This window comes from Acidovorax sp. ACV01 (assembly GCF_014851495.1).
In the GTDB taxonomy this organism is placed as follows: Bacteria; Pseudomonadota; Gammaproteobacteria; order Burkholderiales; family Burkholderiaceae_C; genus Acidovorax; species Acidovorax radicis.
The window spans coordinates 166,696-188,444 of the sequence record NZ_JACUZT010000003.1; the positions used below are offsets into that span (position 1 = coordinate 166,696).

The window sequence follows — 21,749 nt, forward strand, 5'->3', positions numbered from 1 at the left end:
AGGACTTACTCACTCACCTGTGCAGCAGGAACAGCGGAAAAACAGGTGAGCGTCGTTGCGGTGTACGGTGGGGTGCGCGGGACCCAAGCCTGACGAATCGCCATGCACCCAACCGGGCATGGCAAGTCGCTGCAACGCTCCTTGGGCCGAGGAGCGATTGTAGTTGCCCGTCTGCGATCAGCGCACTGGGCGGCGGCCCCAGAATGCGGCCAGCAGCATCAAGCCCGCCATCAGCCACAGAGCCCACTCGGACAGCGACGGAATCGCGCTCGCAGCCACTGCGGCGATGGTGTCGGTATCGGTGGCGCTGTTGTTGCCCGGGTTGGGGTCGGTCACCCCCCCTGAGGCCGTGACCGTCGCGGTGTTGACCAGCGTCCCCGTCGCCGACGCGCTCACCGTGGCAGTGACGGTGTAGGTCACCGATCCACCCGCAGGCAGGTTGACGACATCGTTGATGCTGCCGCTGCCCGCTGCCGTGCAAGTGCCGCCGCCGGAGCCCACGCAGGTCCAGGTGCCAGTGAGCACGGCAGGCAGGGTGTCTGCCACCGTCGTGCCCGGGGCGTTGGACGGGCCGGCGTTGCTGGCGATGATGGTGTAGATCACCGACCCGCCGGGGTTCGCCGTGGTCACGCCATCGGTCTTGGTAATGGCCAGATCGGCCTGCGATGCGATGGTGTCGGAATCCGTGGCACTGTTGTTGCCCGGATTGGGGTCGGTGACTCCGCCCGGCGCGGTCACCGTCGCGGTATTGACCAGCGTTCCGCTGGCCGCTGCGCTCACGGTGGCGGTCACCGTATAGGTCACCGATCCCCCCGCAGGCAAGTTGACGGTGTCGTTGATGTTGCCACTGCCTGCTGCCGTGCAGGTGCCGCCACCAGCACCCACGCAGGTCCAGGTGCCGGTGAGCGCAGCGGGGAACGTATCCGCTACCGCCGTGCCAGGGGCATTGGACGGGCCCGCGTTGCTGGCGGTGATGGTGTAGGTGACCGAGCCACCCGGGATGGCCGTGGTCACGCCGTCCGTTTTGGTGATGGACAGATCGGCCTGCGGCGTGATGGTGTCGGAGTCGGTGGCGCTGTTGTTGCCTGGGACAGGATCGGTCACTCCACCAGGTGCTGTCACCGTCGCGGTGTTGGTCAATGTCCCTGTGGCTGCACCGCTCACCGTGGCGCTGACGGTGTACGTCACCGATCCCCCTGCGGGCAGGTTGACGGTGTCGTTGATGTTGCCGCTGCCTGCTGCCGTGCAGGTGCCGCCGCCCGCACCCACGCAGGTCCAGGTGCCGGTGAGCGCAGCAGGGAAGGTATCCGCCACCGTTGCGCCAGGCGCATTCGACGGCCCCGCATTGCTGGCGGTGATGGTGTAGGTGACCGAGCCCCCTGGGGTGGCCGTGGTCACGCCATCGGTTTTGGTGATGGACAGATCGGCCTGTGGCGTGAGCGTGTCGGAGTCGGTGGCGCTGTTGTTGCCTGGGACAGGATCGGTCACGCCGCCCGGCGCAGTCACCGTCGCGGTGTTGGTCAGTGTCCCGGTCGCCGAGCCATTGATCGTGGCGCTGACCGTGTAGGTCACCGAGCCGCCAGCGGGCAGGTTGACGGTGTCGTTGATGTTGCCGCTACCCGCCGCCGTGCAGGTGCCGCCGCCCGCACCCACGCAGGTCCAGGTGCCGGTGAGCACGGCGGGAAACGTATCCGCCACCGTCGCGCCAGGGGCATTGGACGGGCCGGCGTTGCTCGCGGTGATGGTGTAGGTGACCGAGCCGCCCGGGGTGGCCGTGGTCACGCCATCGGTTTTGGTGATGGACAGGTCCGCGCTTTGGGCATGTGCCGCGGTCGCAGCCCCCATGGCCAACAAGAACGCAGCGAGCCACAGCAAAACACGTTGGAGCATGTGGAAGTCCCGATTGGAGTGGAAAGGTTGCCAAAGTGTAACGCTACGTTTTCACCCGGAACTTTCACGCACCGAGGCGCACGCCAACCCAGTCCCGCGCTGGAAGCGCTTGATCCGCGCTCAACGCACCGGCAGGAACTGCAGGAAAGTGCCGCCCACAATGCCCTGTACATAGCTGATGGCCGCGCGGCGGTACTTTTCGGTGGTCAGGGCGGCAAGCAGGTCAAGGCGCGCGATGACCTTGCCAAACTCACGCTCGAAGCTCAGGTTGCGGCCCTGGGGCCCGATTTCGTCGGCCAGCAGCAGCGGCTGGCCCTGGGCATTGCGGCGCTGGGCCAGCAGCCACACGGCGCTTTCCACATTGCGGGCGGCGTTGTAGAGGTGCTGTGCATCCACACCGTCGAGCAAAAAGAACTCCGTCTTGCCGCCATGGGCTGTGATGATCATGTCGGCCGTGGCATGGATGAAGGCGGCCACGCGGTCCCCGGTGAACTCCGGCGCCAGCGCAAAGCCCATCGCGGCGATGTCGCGGCGCCCTTGCAGCGGCGCCCAGGGCTGGCGCTGCAGGATGGCCACGCGCACCTGCTCGGCGGCGTGCTCGCGGCTGGTGGTGCTGGTTTTTCGCCATTCGGCGGGGTTGCGGCGGTAGAGCTTGTCCATCAGCCGGAACAAGCCTTCCAGGTTCTCCTGCATGGCCAGCGTGGCCACCCGGTTCATGTCGGACTGGGCCAGCTCGGCGGGCGAAGCAGATGCGCCCTTGACCTCGCCGCGTGGTGCGGGGGCGCTGCCCGCACAACCCGCGAGTGCGGCGCACAGCAGCGCACAGGACGACATCCACAGGAGAGAAAAGAACGGCCCACGCATGGGGCCGATTATCGGGCGCAGGTGGTGGGCCAGGCGGCTCGCCAGCGCCCGTTAACACTGTTTGAAGATCTGGGCGACCCAACCCTCAGGCGGCGGCCATGGCCGAGGCTGGCAGACCGAACAGATGGTCAAACACCCAGTTGAAGACAAAGGTGTAACACAGGAAGAACACGATCAGCCCCAGGTCCATCACGAAAGCGTGCCACAGGCTGATGCCGAACCACCAGGCAAACAGCGGCACCAGCGTGAAGACCAGCCCGCCCTCAAAACCAATGGCATGCGCCACACGCCGCGCCACGCTGCGCCCACGCACGGGCTGGCGCGCTTCCCAGCGCTCGAAAGCCCAATTGAAGACGATGTTCCAGACGATGGCAATCACCGAAGCCGCCACAGCCACCACGCTCGAATGGCCCGCGCCCTGGCCCGAGAGCAGGGCGAGCCCGGCCGTGGCCGCCGCGATGGCGATCAGTTCGTACAGGCTTACGTAGATCAGTCGGCGCTTGAGTCCTTGCAGGCCGAACAGAGTGGGTTTCTTGTCCATGGGTAGGACTTTATGTGCCTGCGGCTGATATATAAAGTCAGCTTATTTCAGTTTATTTGATAGATCACACGCATGGCCTTCTCTTCAGACAGCGTGCAGGTGTTTCTGGCCGCCCTCGACCACGGCTCGTTTTCGGCTGCAGCGCGGGCGTTGTCGCGGGTGCCGTCGGCCGTGAGCATGACCATTGCCCACCTGGAGGCCGAGCTCAATGTGCAGCTGTTTGACCGCAGTGGCCGCGAGCCCCGGCCCACGGCGGCGGCGCGCGCGCTCGAACCGCAGGCCCGGTTGCTGGCAGGGCAACTGCAGCAGCTCAACGCCCAGGCGCTCGCGCTGACGCAGGGCCTGGAGGAGCGCCTGACGCTGGCCATTGCGCCCGAGCTGCTGGCCGCCCGCTGGACGGGCCCGTTGGCCACGCTGGCGTCGGAGTACCCGCTGCTGCAGGTGGAGGTGCTGACCGCCCCGCAGGTGGATGCCCTGGCACTGCTGCACAGCGGCCGCGCGCAGCTGGCGCTGGTGTTCGAGCGGCCCAGCATCGACGGGCGCGAGGGGTTTCAGGAAGTGGGCACCGAAACCCTGGTGGCCGTGATGGCGCCGGACCACGCGGTATTGCAGGGCGCGCGCGCCTCGGCCCTGACCCGGGGCGAGCCGCCCGAGCGCGCCATGCTGCGCGAAGAGCACCTGACCACCACTCGGCAGATCGTGGTGGCCAGCCGCGACCTGGGCCAGACCGACCCACGTTTTGTGTTTGCCCGCCACCACTGGCGCACCGACAACCACCTGGCCGCGTTGGGCCTGATCGAGGCCGGCCTGGGCTGGGGCTGGCAGCCCCGTGCACTGGTGCAACCGCGCATCGAGGCGGGGCGGCTGGTGGAGATGCCGTTCGAGAACCTGAGCAACGGCACCGCACTGTGGGTGGATGTGGTGTGGTCCAAGGAGCGGCCCCTGGGCCTGGGGGCAGCACGTTTTGTGGCGCTGATGCGAGACAGCGCTGCGCAGCGGAACACGCCGGATGGGAAGTCGGCTGGGCCTGAAATATGAGTCAAAAGTGGCCCTGGCGCCTATCCATCAGGCGCTATTTGCTACTGTTTCGATAGTATTTTTATGCTTCGCCTCGTGCAGGTACTCACTGCGTTCACCGTCCTCGGGCACCCACAACCGGTGCGCCCAACCACCCTGCTGCGCCAGGGCACGCACGGACTCGCGCGTGGTGGGGCAGTGGTCCAGCGCCTGCAGGTGGTTCACCACCAGCGTGCCGTGGGCCAGCTGCGCGGCTTCGGCCATGTCGGCGGCGTCCATAAGGATTTCTGCCCCCACATCGAACCGCGCCCCGCCCGCAGGCAACACCGACACCTCGGGCTGCAGGCGCGCCAGGCAATCGCGCACCGTGGGCGTGAGCACGGTGTCGCCCGCCAGGTAGACGCTGGGCTCGCCCGGCAGCTCCAGCAGGTAGCCATGGCCGTGCTCCATGAAGCGGCCCACCCAGCCGGTGCCGTGCACACACGGGATCGGCGTGACATGGCCGCCCAGCGCAAACGGCTGGCGCCCCGGCCCCGCCAGCGGCCACACCAGCAGGCCGCGCTGCGCCAGGTAATCGGCATCGCGCGGCATGCACAGCACGGGGATCTGCCGCTCGCGCAGAAAGCGCTTGCCCAGCCGGTCCAGGTGGTCGAAGTGGCCGCGCTGGCAGTGTGTGATGAGGGCATGGGTCACGCGCTGCAACAGCGCGTCCGTGCCCTCGGGCAGCTCCACAATAGGGTTGCGCTGGCGCCCGGAGCCCAGATAGCGCAACGCGGGCAGGCTGCCCCGGGGGGCGAGCATGGGGTCCACCAGCAGGCCCACGGGGCGACCTTCTGCGGAGGTGAATTCAAGAAGCAAGGTGGCGTTGCGCAATTGGGTGATCTGCATGGGGTGGGCTCCGAAGCCAGTGGGTGTGCAGTAGATTGTTGGGATTCGAGCGCCCGGTGAGAATGGCCTGTTTTGACAATTTCTTTCCATTTCAAGCCATACCATCTCGCCGAATGCCCCGTGCCGCCGCCCCACCCCCACCACCCCTGCGCCTGGCACTGCTGCTGTACCCCGGCTGCATGCCCGCAGGCCTCTTTGCCACCGCCGACCTGGCCCGCGCCGCGAACCTGCGCGCGCAGCGCGCGGTCATCACCACCTGCTGGGCCGGTGCAGACCTGCAGCCCGTGCCCACCTGGCAAGGCCCTGCCCTCACGCCCAGCGTGGCCCTGGCGCAGGCCGAGGTGGACGCGGTGCTGGTGCCCGGCCTGTGGCTGTCTTCGCCCGATGGACTGCAGATGCCGCAGCTGCAACAGCAGATCGCGCCCGCCATCGCGGCACTGCGGGCCCTGCCCCGCCGCACCCAGGTGTGGAGCTATTGCGCGGGCGTGGCGCTGGCAGCGGCCAGCGGCCGGATGCGCGGGCGCGGCGCCACGGCCACCTGGTGGCTGCGGGCCCCGCTGCAGCAGCAGTTTGGCGCGGTGCACTGGCGCTTTGACGAGCCTTTGGTGGAAGACGGCCCCATCACCACCGCTGCAGGCGCCAACGGCTACCTACCCCTGATGCTGCACGCGCTGGCAACGCGCCTGGATGCCGCAGCCCTGGCGGATCTGCAGTCGCTGCTGATGCTGCCCCGCCCACGCACGACCCACCCGGCGTTTGCCGGGCACGACCTCATGGCGGTGGCCGACGCCGAACTGCGGCGCGCGATGCTCTGGGTGCAGCGTTGCCCCGCCACCGCCCTGCGCCTGCCCGCGCTGGCCGATGCGCTGGGCCTGTCGCCCCGCACGCTGGCACGGCGGGTGCAGGCGCACACGGGGCTTTCTGCCGCGCACTGGATGCGGCGCATCAAGCTGCGGCAGGTGAGCGAGGCCCTGTGCGACACACCCCTGCCGCTCAAGCGCATTGCCGAAGACCTGGGCTTTGCCAGCGAGGCGGGCCTGCACCGCGCTTTTCAGCAGGCCACGGGGCAGACACCGCTGGCCTACCGCATGGCGCACGGCTGAGAAGCTACGAGCGAGTCCGCCACACCCGCGGGCACTTCAGCCCGGGGGGACGGAGCGAAGTCACGCGCCGCACGTTTTGCGAACCGTTGGCACGCCACCGCCGGGGCGCAGTGTTCCAATGGGGCCATCTGCCGCATTGCCCGGAGCCCCCATGCCGTTTCCCCTTGATTCGAGCCAATCCTCCCTGTGGCAGCGCTGCCTGCCCTGGCAACCCGGCCCCGCCGAGCCAGCAACCCAAGGGCGGCGCAGCAAGGCCCCACCGACTGCCGTATCGCTGGAAGATTTCGACCCTGGCGCCAAACCGTTTTCGCTGGGCAGCAAATCCGAGGACAAGGCGGCGGTCGATGCACTGGCTGCCGAGCTCGACACGCTGCAGAACCTGTTCTACGCAGACAAGCGCCACAAGCTGCTGGTGGTGCTGCAAGGCACCGACACCTCGGGCAAGGACGGCACGATCCGTGGCGTGTTTGGCCGCATGAGCGCCCTGGGCGTGCACGCCGTCGGCTGGAAAGCCCCCACCGAAGCCGAGCGAGCCCACGATTACCTCTGGCGCATCCACCAGCAGGTGCCGCAGGCCGGTGACATCACCGTGTTCAACCGCAGCCACTACGAGGACGTGCTGGTGCCCGTGGTCAACGGCTGGATCACGCCCGCGCAGCACCAGCAGCGGCTGGCGCACATCAACGACTTCGAGCGCATGCTCAGCGAGACGGGCACCATCGTGCTCAAGTTCCTGCTGCACATCGGCTTTGACGAGCAGCGCGAGCGGCTGCAGGAGCGCCTGGACGACCCCACCAAGCACTGGAAGTTCAGCATGGGCGATATCGAGGTGCGCAAGCAGTGGGCGCAGTACCAAGATACCTATGGCACCCTGCTGGCCGCCACCCACACGCCCTGGGCCCCTTGGACCATCGTGCCTTCCAACTCCAAGACCCACCGCAACCTGATGATCGCCACGGTGCTGCGCGAGCTGCTGCAGAACCTGGACCTGCGCTACCCCGCCGGCGACCCCGCGCTGACCCGTTTCACGGTCGAATAACACCTTTGTGTGGCAGTGCACCACGCTGCCTTTTCAGCGCATCCATTAGCCACACTTTTGCTGCAGCGCCGCATTGGGCGGTGTTTTCCCGCGGTTATGCATTATTTGCATAGCACCCAAACACTACGGCCTTAGACAGCGTGCGGCGGCAGGCATAAGCTTCGCAGCCTGAACTGATCCCACAAGGAATTCACCATGTCTTCACCCACTGGTGCTGCTGGCACCACCCACACCCTGCCCTCGTATCTGCAGGCCGACCACCTCGGCCCCTGGGGCAACTACCTGCAGCAGGTAGACCGCGTCACCCCCTACCTGGGCAGCCTGGCGCGTTGGGTGGAAACGCTCAAGCGCCCCAAGCGCATCCTGATCGTGGACGTACCGATCGAGCTGGACAACGGCACCATCGCCCACTACGAGGGCTACCGCGTGCAGCACAACCTGAGCCGCGGCCCCGGCAAGGGCGGCGTGCGTTTTCACCAGGATGTGACGCTGTCGGAAGTGATGGCCCTGTCGGCCTGGATGTCGGTCAAGAACGCCGCAGTGAACGTGCCCTACGGCGGTGCCAAGGGCGGCATCCGCGTGGACCCCAAGAAGCTCTCGATGGGTGAACTGGAGCGCCTGACGCGCCGCTACACCAGCGAGATCGGCCTGCTGATCGGCCCGTCCAAGGACATCCCCGCACCTGACGTGAACACCAACGGCCAGATCATGGCCTGGATGATGGACACGTATTCGATGAACACAGGCGCCACCGCCACCGGCGTGGTCACCGGCAAGCCCGTGGACCTGGGCGGCTCGCTGGGCCGTGTCGAGGCCACCGGCCGCGGCGTGTACACCGTGGGCGTGGAAGCCGCCAAGCTGACCGGACTGGCGCTCGACGGCGCCCGCGTGGCGGTGCAGGGCTTTGGCAACGTGGGCGGCATTGCGGCCAAGCTGTTTGCCGAAGCAGGCGCTAAGGTGGTGGCCGTGCAGGACCACACCGGCACCATCTTCAACAGCAAGGGCGTGGATGTGCCCGCGCTGCTGGCGCATGTGAAGACCCGTGGCGGCGTGGGCGGCTTTGCCGGCGCCGATGTGATGAAGCCCGAGGAGTTCTGGGGCGTGGATTGCGAGATCCTGATTCCTGCCGCGCTGGAAGGCCAGATCACCAAGGACAACGCGGGCCAGATCAAGGCCAAGCTCGTGATCGAAGGCGCCAACGGCCCCACGACCACCGAGGCCGACGACATCCTGCACGACAAGGGCGTGCTGGTGCTGCCCGACGTGATCGCCAACGCCGGCGGCGTGACGGTGAGCTATTTCGAATGGGTGCAGGACTTCTCCAGCTTCTTCTGGAGCGAGGACGAAATCAACGCGCGCCTGGTGCGCATCATGCAAGAGGCTTTTTCCGGCATCTGGCAAGTAGCCCAGGAGCACAAGGTGAGCCTGCGCACCGCCACCTTCATCGTGGCCTGCCAGCGCATCCTGCATGCGCGCGAAATGCGCGGACTGTATCCGTGATTCCCCCTGTGTCGCCTCCGGCGCCTTCCCCCTGAGGGGGACGCCACCCGTGGCCTGGCAAAGCCAGTTCCACGGTGGCACTGGTCTGGATTGAGCACTCTCCACAGGCCCTGCCGTCATCCGTGTCTCCCGCCCCACCCCGGCGGTAAGTCCCTAACAAAACCGCCAGTGCCGCGATCCGGCCCTGGCGGTTTTTTTGCTTTCATCTGTGCTGGCACACATGCGCTGTGGCGCGGCAGCGACGGCGCTGCAATGCCACGTGCCGTTGGCTGGTCCAAACCGACCGCACAGACGTGCCAGCAACAACAAGATACGCGTACATACAAATTGTGGCGGCTTGCAACCTGCCCCCATGAAAAACTGGCCGGCCATGCCTTCTCTCGGAGACTTCCGTGGCCCTTCCATCCCTGCGCAGCCTGGTGGTGCGCTTTCTGCTCAGCCGCCTGCGCACGGCACGGTCGGTGGCGCGCCTGGCGTACCGCCGCAATGCCCACAAGCCTGCGCTCATCGACCGGCGTGGCACCCTCACCTACGCACAGCTGCAAGAACGTGTAGAGCGGCTGCAGGCCTGGATGCAGGCGCAGGGCGTGAAGAAGGGCGATGTCGTGTTCACCCTGCTGCCCGAGACCGGCGAACAGTATGAAACCCGGCTCGCCACGTTCGAGAACGGCACCATCTTCGCGAGCTTTCACAAACACCTGCCGGCCGATGCGGCGCTGGCCACCATGGTGCGCGTCAAGCCCGTGGTGCTCATCCACGACCCGCTGCTGAGCGCGCCCATCCTGCAGGCCGTGCGCGAACAACTGCCAGGGATACACCTGCTGGCGCTGGGCGAAGACTACGAGCAGGCGCTGGCGCAGCACGCCCCCGCACCCGGCACAGCCACGCTGCACGAAGACGATATCTTTGCGCTGCACATGACCTCGGGCACCACGGGGCTGCCCAAATCCATCGGCTACAGCAACCGCAAGTACCTCGACAGCGTGCGGCTGATCTCCCGGTCCATCGACTTCCGGCCCCCCGCCAGCCGCCAGGATGTGAACATGCTGGGCTTGCCACTCACGGGGCCGGGTTCCGGCCTGGTGCTGCCCACCTTGCTGGCGGGCGCCACGCTGGTGATGCCGGAAGACTTCTGCGCCGCCACCCTGGCCGCGTTGATCCAGAAGCACCACGTCTCCCGCGCCTTTCTGTCGCCCTCGGCCATCATCGACCTGCTGGACGAGCCCACGCTGGGTCAGTACGACCTCTCGTCCCTCACGCACGTGCCCTACGGTTCCGAGATGATGCCGGCGCCCAAGATCGCTGAGGCCATCCGCCGCTTCGGGCCGATCTTCCAGCAAGGCTACGGTTGCCTGGAGGCGCTTCCGCCCATCACCTGGCTGCTGCCCCACCAGCATGTGGACGCGCAGGGCCAGCCACTGGGCAATGACATCCTCTCCACCGTGGGCCGGGTGATGCCCGGGGTGCAGGTGGTCATCCGCGACGAACAGTTCGCGCCCTTGCCGCTGGGCCAGATGGGCCTCATCACCGTGTTGACGCCGGTGCGTTTTGACGGCTACTGGCTCGACCCCGAAAAAACCCAGGAGACGCTGCGCGATGGCTGGGTGGTGATGGGCGATGTGGGTTACTTCGACGCAGCCGGCTACCTCCATGTGCTGGGCCGCAGCGCCGACCGTGTCCTGCGCCATGGGCAGTGGCTCAACCCCCGCGAGGTGGAAGAGGTGGCGCACACGCACCCCGCCGTCAAGGAGGCGTGCCTGGTGCAGCATGGCGCCACGGCCGTGCTGGTGCTGAGCCTGCGCCAGAGCTGGCGCACCGGGCACGACCGGCTGGCGCTGGAGCACGACATTGCCCAATACTTGGCGCACAAGCTGCCCACCGCCCAACAGCCCGACGATGTGCGCATCGTCGAAGAGATCCCCCGAAGCTTCCTCAACAAGATGCTGCGCCGCGAGGTGCGCCTGATGCTGGAGGCCGCCCCGCCCCGCGTGGCCCATGCCCCCGCCACCGCGAGCCCAACGGCGCCTCTTTCGGCCGCGCATCCATGACGGGCCCAGCCACCCGGCTCACGCTGGGCACCAAGCTGAGCTACGCCACCGGCAATGTCGGCCTGCAGATGCTGATTGCCGCCATGAACTTCATGCTCATGATCTTCTACACCGACGTGGCCCTGGTGGCGCCCGCCGTGGCGGGTGCGGCCCTGCTGGTGGGCAAGGTGTGGGACACCGTCAACGATCCGCTTTTTGGCTGGGTGACCGACCGAACACGTTCGCGCCATGGCCGCCACCGGGTCTACCTGATCTACGGCGCGCTCCCGCTCGGCGTGGCGGCGGCAGCCGTGTGGATGGTGCCGCCAGGCCTGAGCCCCTGGGCCGCCTTCCTGTGGATCGCCCTGACCTACACGGTGTTCGACACGCTCATGACCCTGGTGCAGCTGCCCTACCAGGCCATGGCCGCCAACATGACCCGCGACTACGACGAGCGCACCAGCCTCACAGCCTACGCATCGATGGGCGCCCTGCTGGGTTTTTTTGCGGGCAGCGTGTTCATGCCGATGCTGGTCCGGGCAGCGCCGGACGCCCGCACGGGCTATGCGCTGGCGGGCTCGTGTTTCGGGCTGGTCGCAGGCGTGGCGATGGCCGTGGTGGCCTGGCGCGTGCGCGAACCGGCGGGCGATCCGGTGCGGCCCGCCGACGCCGATAGCCCCGCGATGTGGGAGTCCGTGCGCGAAACCTTGCGGACCACGCTGCACAACCGCCCCTTCCTGATGCTCATGTCCGCCGCAACGCTGGTGCGCCTGGGCCTGACGCTGGTGCAGGCCTCGCTCGCGTATTTCGTGATCTACCAACTGCAGGGTGACAAGGGCGACCTGCCCCGCTTCATGGGCACCCTGCTGGGCGTGGTGGGCCTGTCGCTGTTCGTTTGGAAGCGCGTGGTGGACCGCTGGGAAAAGAACCTGGCCTACATCCTGGGCCTGGTTTTTTGCGCGGCCGGGCTGGTGGCGCTGCACTGGGTGGGCCCAGGAGACCAACGCCTGGTCACCGCCATTTTGGTGGTGGTCGGTATCGGCATGGGCTCGCACTGGATCGTGCCTTTTGCCATGGTGCCCGACACCATCGACCACGGCCACATGCAAACCGGCGAGCGCAAGACCGGCATGTACTATGGCCTGTATGGCCTGATGGACAAACTGGCGCGCACGCTGGCCACCGTGCTGGTGGCAGGCATGCTGGACCTGACGGGCTACGTACCCAACGTGGCGCAGTCCGCCACGGCGCTGCAGGGCATCACGCTGATGACGGGCATCCTGCCAGCGGTGTGCCTGGTGCTGGCGATTCCGCTGCTGGTGGCCTATCCGATCACCCGGTCGCGCCACGCAGAGATCTTGCGCCACAGTGGCACGCCCTGAGAACCTGCAGACGACCGGGAGTGCACGGCTGGCCGCAAGCCGGGTGTTGCCAGATCATTCCAGCCAGCGGACGTTCTGCAGAATCTCGTCGAAGAAGCTGCGCAAAGTGGCGGCAGGCATGCTGTAGGGGTCAAAGTCGGCGGTCCCGGAGTATTTCAGGAACATCTGACGGTTGGCCTCAAGCGAAGCGATCAGTCCCATCGACCAGCCGGTGAAGCGCCGATGAGGGATCTCGCTCAAATCGAGGACCGCCGTGTCGCGGTGGCGGCCGTCCTTCAGCAGACGGTGGTACAGCGCGTTGACGGCAGCACGGTCACCTTCGAGCAGCTGCAGAAAGATGCCGTTGTTCAGGCACAGGGCTCCCGTGATCCCGGCGCGGGTGTTGTTGCGCTGTGATGCCCCCAGGATGTCCTTGACGTCTGCAGGTCCCAGCACACGCGAAGACCGGCTCGCGTAGATCAGTTGTATCAACATGTATATCTCCAAAACGCCGAGTGTGTCAGCGCTGGCCCCGCTGGGTTGCCTGCGGTGGGATAACCCCTCAAAACCCGTCGGAGAATCCCACCGAAGCCTCTTGGCCCACCACAGACGGCGCCTGCGTGGAGGGTCTTTGCGCACAGCGGCACCGCTGCCCGAGGGGATCGTGTAACTTCCAGCAGCCCAACTCGGTATGACACCCATGACGGAACTGCCGCCCCCCAAGCCTGCCGACGGAACCCAGATACAGGCGGCGCTTTGCAACCCCCAGCGCCTGGCTGCGGTGCGCGAAACCGGCTTGCTGGACAGCATCGCCGAAGAGAGTTTTGACCGATTGACCCGACTGGCCTCCAAGATCACCGGGGCTCCTGTCACCTTCATATCGCTGGTGGACTCCCGCCGCGATTTCTACAAAAGCACGTTTGGCATGGGCGCGCCGTTGAACACCCAGCGGCAGCTCACCGGGCGGACCTTCTGCCACTACGCCATGGTTTCCGAAGGCCCCCTGGTGCTGGAAGATGCCACTGTGCTGCCGGTATTTCGAGACGTCCCCACCGTGGCGTCACTGGGGGTGCGCGCCTATGCCGGCATTCCCCTGAAAAACGAAGCTGGCGAGGTGCTTGGCAGTTTCTGCGCCGTGGATTTCAAGCCCAAGCAATGGACGCAGCAGGACATCGAAGTCCTGGTCGAACTGGCCCACTCCACGATGCGCGAGATCCGGCTGCGCAGGGCGCTGCAGAGCGCCGAGACGCTCAACCAGCAGCTGCTCCAGCAACTCCAAAAGGTGGACGAACTGAACCTGGCCCTCAACGAGCTGGCCCGGACCGACCCGCTGACGGGCCTGCGCAATCGGCGCGCGTTCGATGACAGCCTGGAACTGGAGCTGGCCGTGGTGGAGCGCACGCGCTCGCCCCTGAGCCTGCTCATGCTGGACGTGGACCATTTCAAGCAGATCAATGACAACTTCGGCCACGCCGCGGGAGACAAGGTGCTGCGGTCGATCGCGCAAGTGTTGAGCGGTTGCGTCAGGATCATCGACATCGTGGCCCGTGTGGGGGGAGAAGAATTCGCGGTGATCCTTCCCCACACCGACGCGACCGGCGCACACGAAGTCGCCCAGAGAATGCGCGTTGCGGTGGCCCAGGCGAGCTGGCTGTGCCAGCCCACCACCATCAGCATCGGTGCGGCCAGCCTGCGAGACGCAGAGAGTGCCCGCAGCCTCTTCGCGCGGGCTGATGCAGCGCTGTACGCAGCGAAAAGATCCGGAAGAAATCGCGTGGTGGCAGCATAGGCTGGCACACCAGGTTTTCGCAGGGGCCTTCCTTCTCGCTTCAATCCTTGAAAGCGGTGCTATGCCGAGAATGTGCGCTCAGCGGGGCGAGATATCGAAGGCCGAGGCGTCCACCGTGGCCACCGAACGAAATGCGGGCCTGGCAAACAGATAGCCTTGCATCAGGCTGATCCCCACATCCCACAGGAAGTCGCGTTCTGCGGGAGTTTCGATACCTTCGGCGACGACCTTGATGTTCATCTCCTCGCACAGGCGCACCAGGCTGCGCACGATGGCCTGGCGGGCGCGGTTGGTATCCACGTTGCGGATGAGGTCCATGTCGATCTTGATGATGTCGGGCTGAAAATCCGACAACAGCTTCATGCCTGCGTAGCCCGCTCCGAAATCGTCAATGGCAGTCTGGAAGCCGCAGCGCTTGTACTCGCGCAGGATCTGTGCAAACCAGGGGCCGTCCTCGATGCGCTCGCCCTCGGTCACCTCGAAGATGATCTGCTCCAGCGGAAAGCCATGCGCTCTGGCCGCCTCCAGGGTTGTGCGGATGCACACCTCGGGCTTGTAGATCGCGTTGGGCAGGAAATTGATCGACACCGGCTGCGCCAGTCCCAGCTCGGCCGCGCCCTTGATGGCCTTCACCCGGCAGGCCTGGTCAAAGCGATAGCGGTTGTGGTCGTTGACCTGCGACAGCACAGTCATCGCGCCCTCGCCACCAGGCCCTCTCACCAACGCTTCGTGTGCAAAGACCGCCCGGCGCCCCACGTCCACGATGGGCTGGTAGGCATAGTCAAACTGAAACCCCAGCCCCACGGCCTTTCCGCAGTCCTCGCAGTCTTGCGAAGTGCCGCCGAGCGGGATGAAATCAGCAGGAAACGAAGAATTGGCCTGGGAGGAACGAAGCGCGCGCATGGCTCGGATTTTCCATTCGATTCAAAAATGATGGCGTGGGGTGGAATTTGACCTCATGCAAGCCTCTGCCTGCAAATGTCCGTGTGCGATTTCAGACCCTGGGGCTGCACCCTGATTCGACGACCACCGTTTCAACACGAGCAGCGATTTGAAGCCCCTGGGAACGTCTTCACGGTCTTGCAGGGGATCGTCAACACGTTCTCAGGCACTGGGCGTTGGCCCCACCGGCTCGGGCGGCAGCACGCCACGCATCGCCAGGCAAAACGGCTGCGCGCATTCGGCCCGCGCGGCGTAGGGGCAGCCCACCGTCTCGCACAGGCCTGACGCCCCGTTGCGCGCCCGGTCTTCCTCGCGCGGCACCTGCCCGCTGGCCTGCAGCACGGCCATCTGCGTCCAGGGGTCCATGCGCAGTTGCGTCAGCATGTCGCGGCCATACACGGTGGCGGGCAATTGCGGCTGGAAATCCATCACCAGCAAGGCACTGGTGCGGGGGGCCGACGCCTCCAGACCCTGCAACACCAGCGCAAACACCCCGGATTGCAGCGACTGCGCGTTCCCCGTGAACGGCACCTGCAGCAGCGGCACCGCAGGGGGCACGGCAGCGGCCGCCGTGGACGCAGCAGATGCCGACGCCGCCGCACCCGAAGGCGCCTGCGACGCCAGCCATGGCACCGGAACGCGCAGGGTCAGCGCAAAGCCACGCGGGCCTTCGGGCGTCTGCACGCTGCCCTGGCGCACCAGCCAGGTCTGCAGCGGGGGGGCATCAGCGTCCACCGCACCGCTTTCCAGCGCCTGCGCCAGCCCGATGGGCCAGGGCTGGGCGGCCGTGACCCGCTGGGGCGCCCCGCTGCCCGCCGTGAGCTGCGCCACCAGCGCACCCACCATGCGCATCAGCGGCGTGCCCAGCCCTGTGGCAGGCCAGTCGGCGCCCGACACCGATGTGGCAGAAGGGGCGGACACGGCGGGTGCCGGCGCTGGCGCCCCCACGGGCAGCGGCGGTGGTGACAAAGGCCCCCGCAGTGCACCACCGGGCCGGGCACCCGAGGCGGCAGCTGCGGCGGCACGGTCTGCCCCTTCGCGCCGTGGGTCAAAACCTGCACCGAGCTGCTCGCGCGCCTGGGCCGAGATGCTGGCCTTGTCGGCCGGGGCAGGCAAAGGCCCAGCGGGGGGGCTGGGCGAGGTGGGTGTGGGCGGGGGCGCGCTCGGGTCGGCCGTGGGCAGCGGTGCGGGCGCTGGGGTGGGCTTGTCCAGCCCCAGCAACGCCGACTGCCGCTGCAGCGCCGCCTCGGCCAGAAACTGGGCCACGGGCGGCAGCGCGCTGCGGGAGGGGTCGATGGGAAGGGCCATACCGTACGTGCAGAGGGATGCCCGATTCTGTAGCGATTCGACCGGCGTGAACAGGGCGCGCCGCCCACAGCGCGGCAGCTCACCAAAACGCTATTAAATACATAGCTCAAAATACAATACAGTAAAGCGCCAGCGGCCTATTTGATTCAAAATTTGATCGCCCCGCTGGTCCGCCCAACGCCAGCACCCCGTGGTTTCAAACCCCGCCATGCCCCAGCACCCCACCCTCCGGTTATCCGACAACACGCCAGGCCCCAGACCAGCGCCTCACCGCTGGGTCGCACCCGCCCTGCTGGGCGCGGTGGCGGGATTTCTGCTGTTCAGCGCGTGGATCTTTGCACCGGGCTGGGAGCGCGCATTCCGCTCCGACAACTCGCCCGCATCGTGGCTGTCGAGTGCGCTGCTGCTCACGCTGTGCATCACCGCGCTGCGCCTGACGGCCGAGCGCTGCCTGCCCTGGCGGCTGGGCGTGTGGCTGGTGCTGGCCTTCGGCGCGCTGGCGCTGGACGAGCAGTTCATGCTGCATGAGTTGTGGAAGTTCCGCTGCCACGAATGGACCGATGCCTGTCGCTGGAGCGCAGTGCGCGAGGCACCGATGCTCGCGGTCGCGGTGGTGGGTTTGTTTTCGCTGGCCTGGCTGCACGGGGCGCTGAGCCACCGCAGCACCCGGGCCCTGCTGTGGGCCGGGTTCGCGGTGGGGCTGGTGGCGATTGGCGTGGACCAATGGCCGGAGGTGCAGCCGCATGGGGGCTGGCTGCCAGAACTGCCCGCGCCGCTGGCCACGATGGAGGAAGCGTTGGAGGTGGTGGCGGAGGCGCTGGTGTTGGGGGCGTTATTGCGGCAGCCCGGGAACGTGCCTGTGAACTCCTCATACCCAAGCCCTGTACATTGACAAGGCAAGCGACCGTTGTCCCGCTCGCAGGTCCCGGTTCGCAGGCATCACACTAACGCTTAAACAAAACTTCCGCTGCAAACCAAAGATGGCCTATTGCCCCAATTGCTCCCAGCCTCTCGAGTCGACTGAGGTGTTGATTTGCCCACATTGCGACGCGCGCTTTGGCCCAGGCAGTTCTTGGACACCGCTTGAGACGCGCCCTTCAGATCGCTCAAGTGGTGGGCATTGGGGATGCCTTGTTCCAGTGCTTGCACTGGCAATCTGGTTAGGCATCGGTGTAGTAGCCATCGCTTCCGTAATTCCGTACGGTGGTTCGAGTGGATGGTGGCAAGTTTGGGGGGTGCTTACAGGGGTGTTAATCCTGGCCAGCGGAGCATGGTTAGTGGGCAAGGTCGTTGCCCTTTTTCGCAAATAGAGCTTCTGGATGGAGCAACTGCGGGAGCAAAAGAAATTCCTGCCGCTCCGGGTATCCGACATGCTCCGCTAAGTGAGACTAACGCGGACATATCAGCCCATACGCCCGTTGGCAGCGGGCTGGCAGTCTTCGCGCTGAGCATTGCCTAGCCTCCGTCCGCTGCTCTTGTCCGACTGCCCGTCACTCACGTGCACTCCTGATCCACCCAATACCCCGCCCGGAACCACTGGCCGTTGATGTTCAAGTACCACCGCCAGTCAAAAACCGGCTCAAAGCTCATGCCACCCGGCGCAGGGGTATCGATGCGCAGGATGTCCGCCACACCATCGCGGTCCACGTCGATCTCGTGCACCATCACCGCCGTGTTCTTGCGCTGGGGCTTGTCGCGGATGGGCGGGTCGGCGGGCTGCATCCAGCTCGTGGCATAGCGGCGGGTCTTTACCTTCACGGCATCGGGCGGCAGCTTGCCGGGCACGACCAGGCGGACCAGCACCTCGGCGGTGTCGGACAGTTTGGCGTAGCCACGCACGGGGACCGTTTCATCCTCGCGCGGGTCGTCAAAGCCCTTGCCGAGGTAGTGGCCGCCGCAGTAGTGGTCGGCGTTGCTGATGTCCCAATAGCGCTGGCGCAGGGCCCGTGCGCCAACCAGCCCCTGGTGGGTGACGGCATACAGGGTGAGCGCGGGGGCAAAGGCCAGGTCGGCAGACCCCACGTCCCAGAAGCCGGTCACAAACTCAATCTCGGGCCCCATGTGGCGGTTGAAGCTGCCATGCGGCGCGCCGGTGGGGACCACGCTGATGCGGGTTCCCGCCACCGCCGCCAGGCCATCGGCATCCGTTTCGTGCAGCAGGGCCACGCTGGCGTGGGTGCGGAAGTACGACGGGGCAATCGCGGGCAGAACGGGCCGCGTGGCGAGGGGAGCCACGGCGGGGATGTGGTCCACCGCGCGGGTGGCCAGCTTCAGGTCGACGAGCGGGTCCACGGGCTCGCCCCGGTTGATCTCCTGGTCCGGCCGCAGCAGCACCCCCGCGCGCAGCAGCTTCTTGGCGGCTTCGAACTCGGGGCGTACCGGGTACACCACGGGCGCCTCGGGCGGGTGGGTCTTGGTCAGGGCGCTGATCTGCAGCGATGTCGGCCGGGGCAAGGCGTTGCCATAGGCACGCAGCCGGTTGGGCGATGGTGCCACCCAGAAGGCGCGGGCTGCGTCCTTGCCCGCCTGGGCCAGGGTCAGGGGCTGGTCAGACAGCAGATTGCAGGACACATGGGCTTGCAACGGTGCCGCCAATGCGGGGCCGAGGCGCACATCGCCCCGGTAGAGCACGGCGCACCAGCCGTCGCGCTCAGTGAGCTGCTCCAGCGCAGTGTTGGCCGGCACCTGGGCCAGCACGCTGGCTTGGGCCTGGGCCGACTCGCGCAGGTTGACCCAGGAGCCCTGTACATAGCGCACCTTGGCGGGCGCCAACTGCGGCGTGCCTGCAGTGGAGCCCTGCGCCAGGGCGCTGGCGCTGGCAAGCGCGGCCACAACCGACAGTGCCCAAGCAGGCGCTCGGCTGCGATGGTGTGTCCACATGGTGGTGCGCCCCGCTCAGGCCATGGCGGCAGGTTCGGCCGCCGTGGCCGCAGGCGGTGCCTCCACCACGCGGGCCAGCAGCGCGCCGGTATAGCGCGCAGGCAGCGGAATCCACACGCGCACCGGGTTGCCTTGCGCCACCGCCACCGGTTGGCCTTCCGCATTGCGCATCTGGTCCAGCCGCACGGTGATGTTGCCGCTGGGGTGCACCACTTCGATCAGGTCGCCCACGGCAAAGTGGTTCTTGGTTTCGACCAACACCCAGTCGCCTTGCAGCCCCACTTCGGCCTGCCCCTCGGCGCCCAGCACCTCGCCCACGAACTGGCTGCGCTGAGTGGCCGAGTGGCCGTTGATGTAGTTCTGGTAGTCGTTGCTGGGGCGGCGCTCCAGCAGGCCGCCGGTGTAGCCGCGGTTGGACAGGCCTTCGAGCTCGATGAGCAGCTCGGGGTTGAAGGGCCGGCCGGCCACGGCGTCGTCGATGGCGCGGCGGTACACCTGGGCGGTGCGGGCCACGTAGTACAGGCTCTTGGTGCGGCCTTCGATCTTGAGCGAATCGACGCCGATCTGCGCCAGGCGCGCCACGTGCTCTACCGCGCGCAGGTCCTTGCTGTTCATGATGTACGTGCCGTGCTCGTCTTCCATGATGGGCATCATCTGCCCGGGGCGGCCGGCTTCTTCGATGAGGTAGACCTTGTCGGCCTTGGGGTGGCGCTCGCCGTTGCCGGTGGTCGATGCAAAGGCTTGCTCCGCTTTCTGCTGCGCGGCCTCGAAGTTGAAGTCGCCTTCCATCTTTTGCGCAATGGCTTCGCCGGTGGTGGCGTCGATGTCAGCGTCGTGGGTGGCGTAGTTCCAGCGGCAGGCGTTGGTGCAGGTGCCCTGATTGGGGTCGCGGTGGTTGAAATAGCCGCTGAGCAAACACCGGCCCGAGTACGCGATGCACAGCGCGCCGTGCACGAAGACCTCCAGCTCCATGTCGGGGCATTCTTGGCGGATTTTTTCGATCTCGTCCAGGCTCAGTTCGCGCGAGAGGATGACGCGCTCCACGCCCATCTTCTGCCAGAACTTCACTGCCGCCCAGTTGGTGGTGTTGGCCTGCACGGAGAGGTGCACCACCTGCTCGGGCCACTTCTCCTTGACCATCATGATCAGGCCGGCGTCGGCCATGATGAGGGCGTCGGGCTGGCAGTCGATGACGGGCTCGATGTCGCGCAGGTAGGTGCGGATCTTGTCGTTGTGCGCAATCAGGTTGCTCGTCACAAAGAACTTCTTGCCGCGTGCATGGGCCTCGCTGATGCCTTGGCGGATCTGCTCGAGCTTGAACTCGTTGTTGCGCGCGCGCAGGGAGTAGCGCGGCTGGCCGGCGTACACGGCGTCGGCGCCAAAGTCGTAGGCGGCGCGCATCTTGTCGAGCGAGCCCGCGGGCAGCAGGAGTTCGGGGGCTTTGAGGATGGTCATGGGGTGGCCCAATCTAGAAATCGTCGGGATCAGTTTCAGCGGGGCATGGCGGGCATCAGCGGCAGGCCCGCCAGTGTGCCCACGGCCTGCGCCGGAAACTCTTGGGCATCAAATGCCTTGTCGCCATCTGCGTCCTGCACGCCATTGGGCACCATGCCCTTGAAGTCGAACTGGCGCGGGTCCATGAAGTGCGAAGGCACCAGGTTGCGCAGGGCCACGGCCATGTTCTCGATGCGGCCGGGGTACAGCTGCTGCCAGTCGCGCAGCATCTGGCCGATCTGCTTGCGCTGCAGGTTCTCCTGGCTGCCGCACAGCGTGCACGGGATGATGGGAAAGGCGCGGATGTCGGCCCAGCGGCTGAGGTCGTCTTCGGCCACGTAGGCCAGCGGGCGGATGATGAGGTGGTCGCCGCGGTCGCTCTGCACCTTGGGCGGCATGCCCTTGAGCTTGCCGCCGAAGAACATGTTGAGGAAGAACGTTTGCAGCATGTCGTCGCGGTGGTGGCCCAGCGCGATCTTTGTGCAGCCCAGCTCGTCAGCCACGCGGTACAGGATGCCCCGGCGCAGGCGGCTGCACAGGCTGCACATGGTCTTGCCTTCGGGGATGTGCTCCTTGACGACGCTGTAGGTGTCCTGCGTTTCGATGTGAAAGGGCACGCCGACCTGCGCCAAATACTCGGGCAACACATGGGCCGGAAAACCCGGCTGCTTCTGGTCGAGGTTGACGGCGATCAGCTCGAACCGGTTCCCGTTGCGCTGCTGCAGCAAACGCAGCACGTCGAGCATGGCGTAGCTGTCCTTGCCGCCGGACACGCACACCATGACCTTGTCGCCGTCTTCGATGAGGCCGAAGTCGGTGATGGCCTGGCTGACCTGGCGCACCAGGCGCTTTTCGAGCTTGAGCGCGGCGTGGGCGGCGGCTTTCTCGGCGGCCTCAGCAACAGGGGTGTTGGGCAGGGTGGCGGTAACGGACATGGGGAGCGGGCCGGGGTTCTGGCAAAGAGTGCGGGCGAAAGTTCAACCGAAGGCGTAAGGGTGCCGCAGAGTCATGCGCCCGGCAATGCGCCACCGCAGAGCAGCGACTATTTGATTGCTGCGTTTTTTATAGCTACTAGCGCTTTCTGGATAAGCGCTAGAGGCCGATTT

General features: G+C 66.5%; 18 protein-coding genes and 1 riboswitch. Of the genes, 8 read left to right on the top strand and 10 right to left on the bottom strand.

Annotated features, from left to right (window positions below):
• Positions 1-40: 40 nt before the first annotated feature.
• Positions 41-149, bottom strand: a riboswitch (S-adenosyl-L-homocysteine riboswitch).
• Positions 150-177: 28 nt separating this feature from the next.
• The 3 genes from IB243_RS09490 to IB243_RS09500 form a co-directional block, all read right to left on the bottom strand.
• Complete coding sequence (locus IB243_RS09490) at positions 178-1,890, bottom strand: IPTL-CTERM sorting domain-containing protein (RefSeq protein WP_192426544.1); 1,713 nt, start codon at positions 1,888-1,890, stop codon at positions 178-180.
• 120 nt (positions 1,891-2,010) lie between these two features.
• The gene (locus tag IB243_RS09495) at positions 2,011-2,754 is read right to left on the bottom strand and encodes a hypothetical protein (RefSeq protein ID WP_192426546.1); all 744 of its coding nucleotides are present in this window, start codon (positions 2,752-2,754) and stop codon (positions 2,011-2,013) included.
• An 85-nt stretch (positions 2,755-2,839) separates the two neighbouring features.
• Positions 2,840-3,295 carry a PACE efflux transporter gene (locus IB243_RS09500; protein WP_010465366.1) on the bottom strand — a complete coding sequence of 152 codons (456 nt, stop codon included), beginning with the start codon at positions 3,293-3,295 and terminating at the stop codon, positions 2,840-2,842.
• Between the two features lie 72 nt (positions 3,296-3,367).
• Here IB243_RS09500 and IB243_RS09505 point away from each other — a divergent pair, with 72 nt between their 5' ends.
• Positions 3,368-4,333, top strand: a complete 966-nt coding sequence (locus IB243_RS09505; protein ID WP_192426548.1) for a LysR family transcriptional regulator — start codon at positions 3,368-3,370, stop codon at positions 4,331-4,333.
• 27 nt (positions 4,334-4,360) lie between these two features.
• Here IB243_RS09505 and IB243_RS09510 read toward each other — a convergent pair whose 3' ends face one another.
• The gene (locus tag IB243_RS09510; protein ID WP_192426550.1) at positions 4,361-5,200 is read right to left on the bottom strand and encodes an MBL fold metallo-hydrolase; all 840 of its coding nucleotides are present in this window, start codon (positions 5,198-5,200) and stop codon (positions 4,361-4,363) included.
• Between the two features lie 113 nt (positions 5,201-5,313).
• On the opposite strand from IB243_RS09510, the gene IB243_RS09515 reads away from it, so the two are divergent.
• The 5 genes from IB243_RS09515 to IB243_RS09535 all read left to right on the top strand — a co-directional run bounded on the left by IB243_RS09515 (position 5,314) and on the right by IB243_RS09535 (position 12,251).
• Positions 5,314-6,303, top strand: a complete 990-nt coding sequence (locus tag IB243_RS09515; protein ID WP_192426552.1) for a GlxA family transcriptional regulator — start codon at positions 5,314-5,316, stop codon at positions 6,301-6,303.
• 151 nt (positions 6,304-6,454) lie between these two features.
• Positions 6,455-7,342, top strand: coding sequence for a PPK2 family polyphosphate kinase (locus IB243_RS09520; protein ID WP_192426554.1), 888 nt, complete (start codon positions 6,455-6,457; stop codon positions 7,340-7,342).
• Positions 7,343-7,537: 195 nt separating this feature from the next.
• Positions 7,538-8,842: a Glu/Leu/Phe/Val dehydrogenase gene (locus IB243_RS09525; protein ID WP_010465354.1), complete on the top strand. Its 1,305-nt coding sequence runs from the start codon at positions 7,538-7,540 to the stop codon at positions 8,840-8,842.
• 392 nt (positions 8,843-9,234) lie between these two features.
• Positions 9,235-10,890, top strand: a complete 1,656-nt coding sequence (locus tag IB243_RS09530) for a class I adenylate-forming enzyme family protein (RefSeq protein WP_192426556.1) — start codon at positions 9,235-9,237, stop codon at positions 10,888-10,890.
• Complete coding sequence (locus IB243_RS09535; RefSeq protein WP_192426557.1) at positions 10,887-12,251, top strand: MFS transporter; 1,365 nt, start codon at positions 10,887-10,889, stop codon at positions 12,249-12,251. Before IB243_RS09530 ends, IB243_RS09535 begins: the two co-directional genes overlap by 4 nt.
• 54 nt (positions 12,252-12,305) lie before the next feature.
• On the opposite strand, the gene IB243_RS09540 is transcribed toward IB243_RS09535, so the two are convergent.
• Positions 12,306-12,725: a BLUF domain-containing protein gene (locus IB243_RS09540; protein WP_010465348.1), complete on the bottom strand. Its 420-nt coding sequence runs from the start codon at positions 12,723-12,725 to the stop codon at positions 12,306-12,308.
• A gap of 196 nt (positions 12,726-12,921) precedes the next feature.
• Between IB243_RS09540 and IB243_RS09545 the strand changes: the two genes are divergently transcribed.
• Positions 12,922-14,019, top strand: coding sequence for a sensor domain-containing diguanylate cyclase (locus tag IB243_RS09545; RefSeq protein ID WP_225584866.1), 1,098 nt, complete (start codon positions 12,922-12,924; stop codon positions 14,017-14,019).
• 78 nt (positions 14,020-14,097) lie between these two features.
• Here the strand turns inward: IB243_RS09545 and IB243_RS09550 are convergent, their stop codons facing one another.
• Both IB243_RS09550 and IB243_RS09555 read right to left on the bottom strand, forming a co-directional pair.
• A complete protein-coding gene (locus tag IB243_RS09550) occupies positions 14,098-14,922 on the bottom strand; it encodes an EAL domain-containing protein (protein WP_192426559.1) in 825 nt (274 codons plus the stop codon).
• 201 nt (positions 14,923-15,123) lie between these two features.
• Entirely contained in the window at positions 15,124-16,269 is a 1,146-nt protein-coding gene (locus IB243_RS09555; protein ID WP_192426560.1) for a hypothetical protein, read from the bottom strand.
• A 208-nt stretch (positions 16,270-16,477) separates the two neighbouring features.
• Here IB243_RS09555 and IB243_RS09560 point away from each other — a divergent pair, with 208 nt between their 5' ends.
• Complete coding sequence (locus tag IB243_RS09560) at positions 16,478-17,161, top strand: hypothetical protein (protein WP_192426562.1); 684 nt, start codon at positions 16,478-16,480, stop codon at positions 17,159-17,161.
• A 602-nt stretch (positions 17,162-17,763) separates the two neighbouring features.
• Here IB243_RS09560 and IB243_RS09565 read toward each other — a convergent pair.
• From IB243_RS09565 to ttcA, 3 genes are read right to left on the bottom strand one after another with little or no spacing between them, the layout of a single operon-like run.
• Positions 17,764-19,149, bottom strand: a complete 1,386-nt coding sequence (locus tag IB243_RS09565; RefSeq protein ID WP_225584867.1) for an SH3 domain-containing protein — start codon at positions 19,147-19,149, stop codon at positions 17,764-17,766.
• A 15-nt stretch (positions 19,150-19,164) separates the two neighbouring features.
• The gene (gene yegQ / locus IB243_RS09570) at positions 19,165-20,604 is read right to left on the bottom strand and encodes a tRNA 5-hydroxyuridine modification protein YegQ (RefSeq protein ID WP_192426564.1); all 1,440 of its coding nucleotides are present in this window, start codon (positions 20,602-20,604) and stop codon (positions 19,165-19,167) included.
• Between the two features lie 35 nt (positions 20,605-20,639).
• Positions 20,640-21,578 (bottom strand): tRNA 2-thiocytidine(32) synthetase TtcA, encoded by a 939-nt coding sequence (gene ttcA, locus IB243_RS09575; RefSeq protein ID WP_192426566.1) that lies wholly within the window; start codon positions 21,576-21,578, stop codon positions 20,640-20,642.
• Positions 21,579-21,749: the final 171 nt, after the last annotated feature.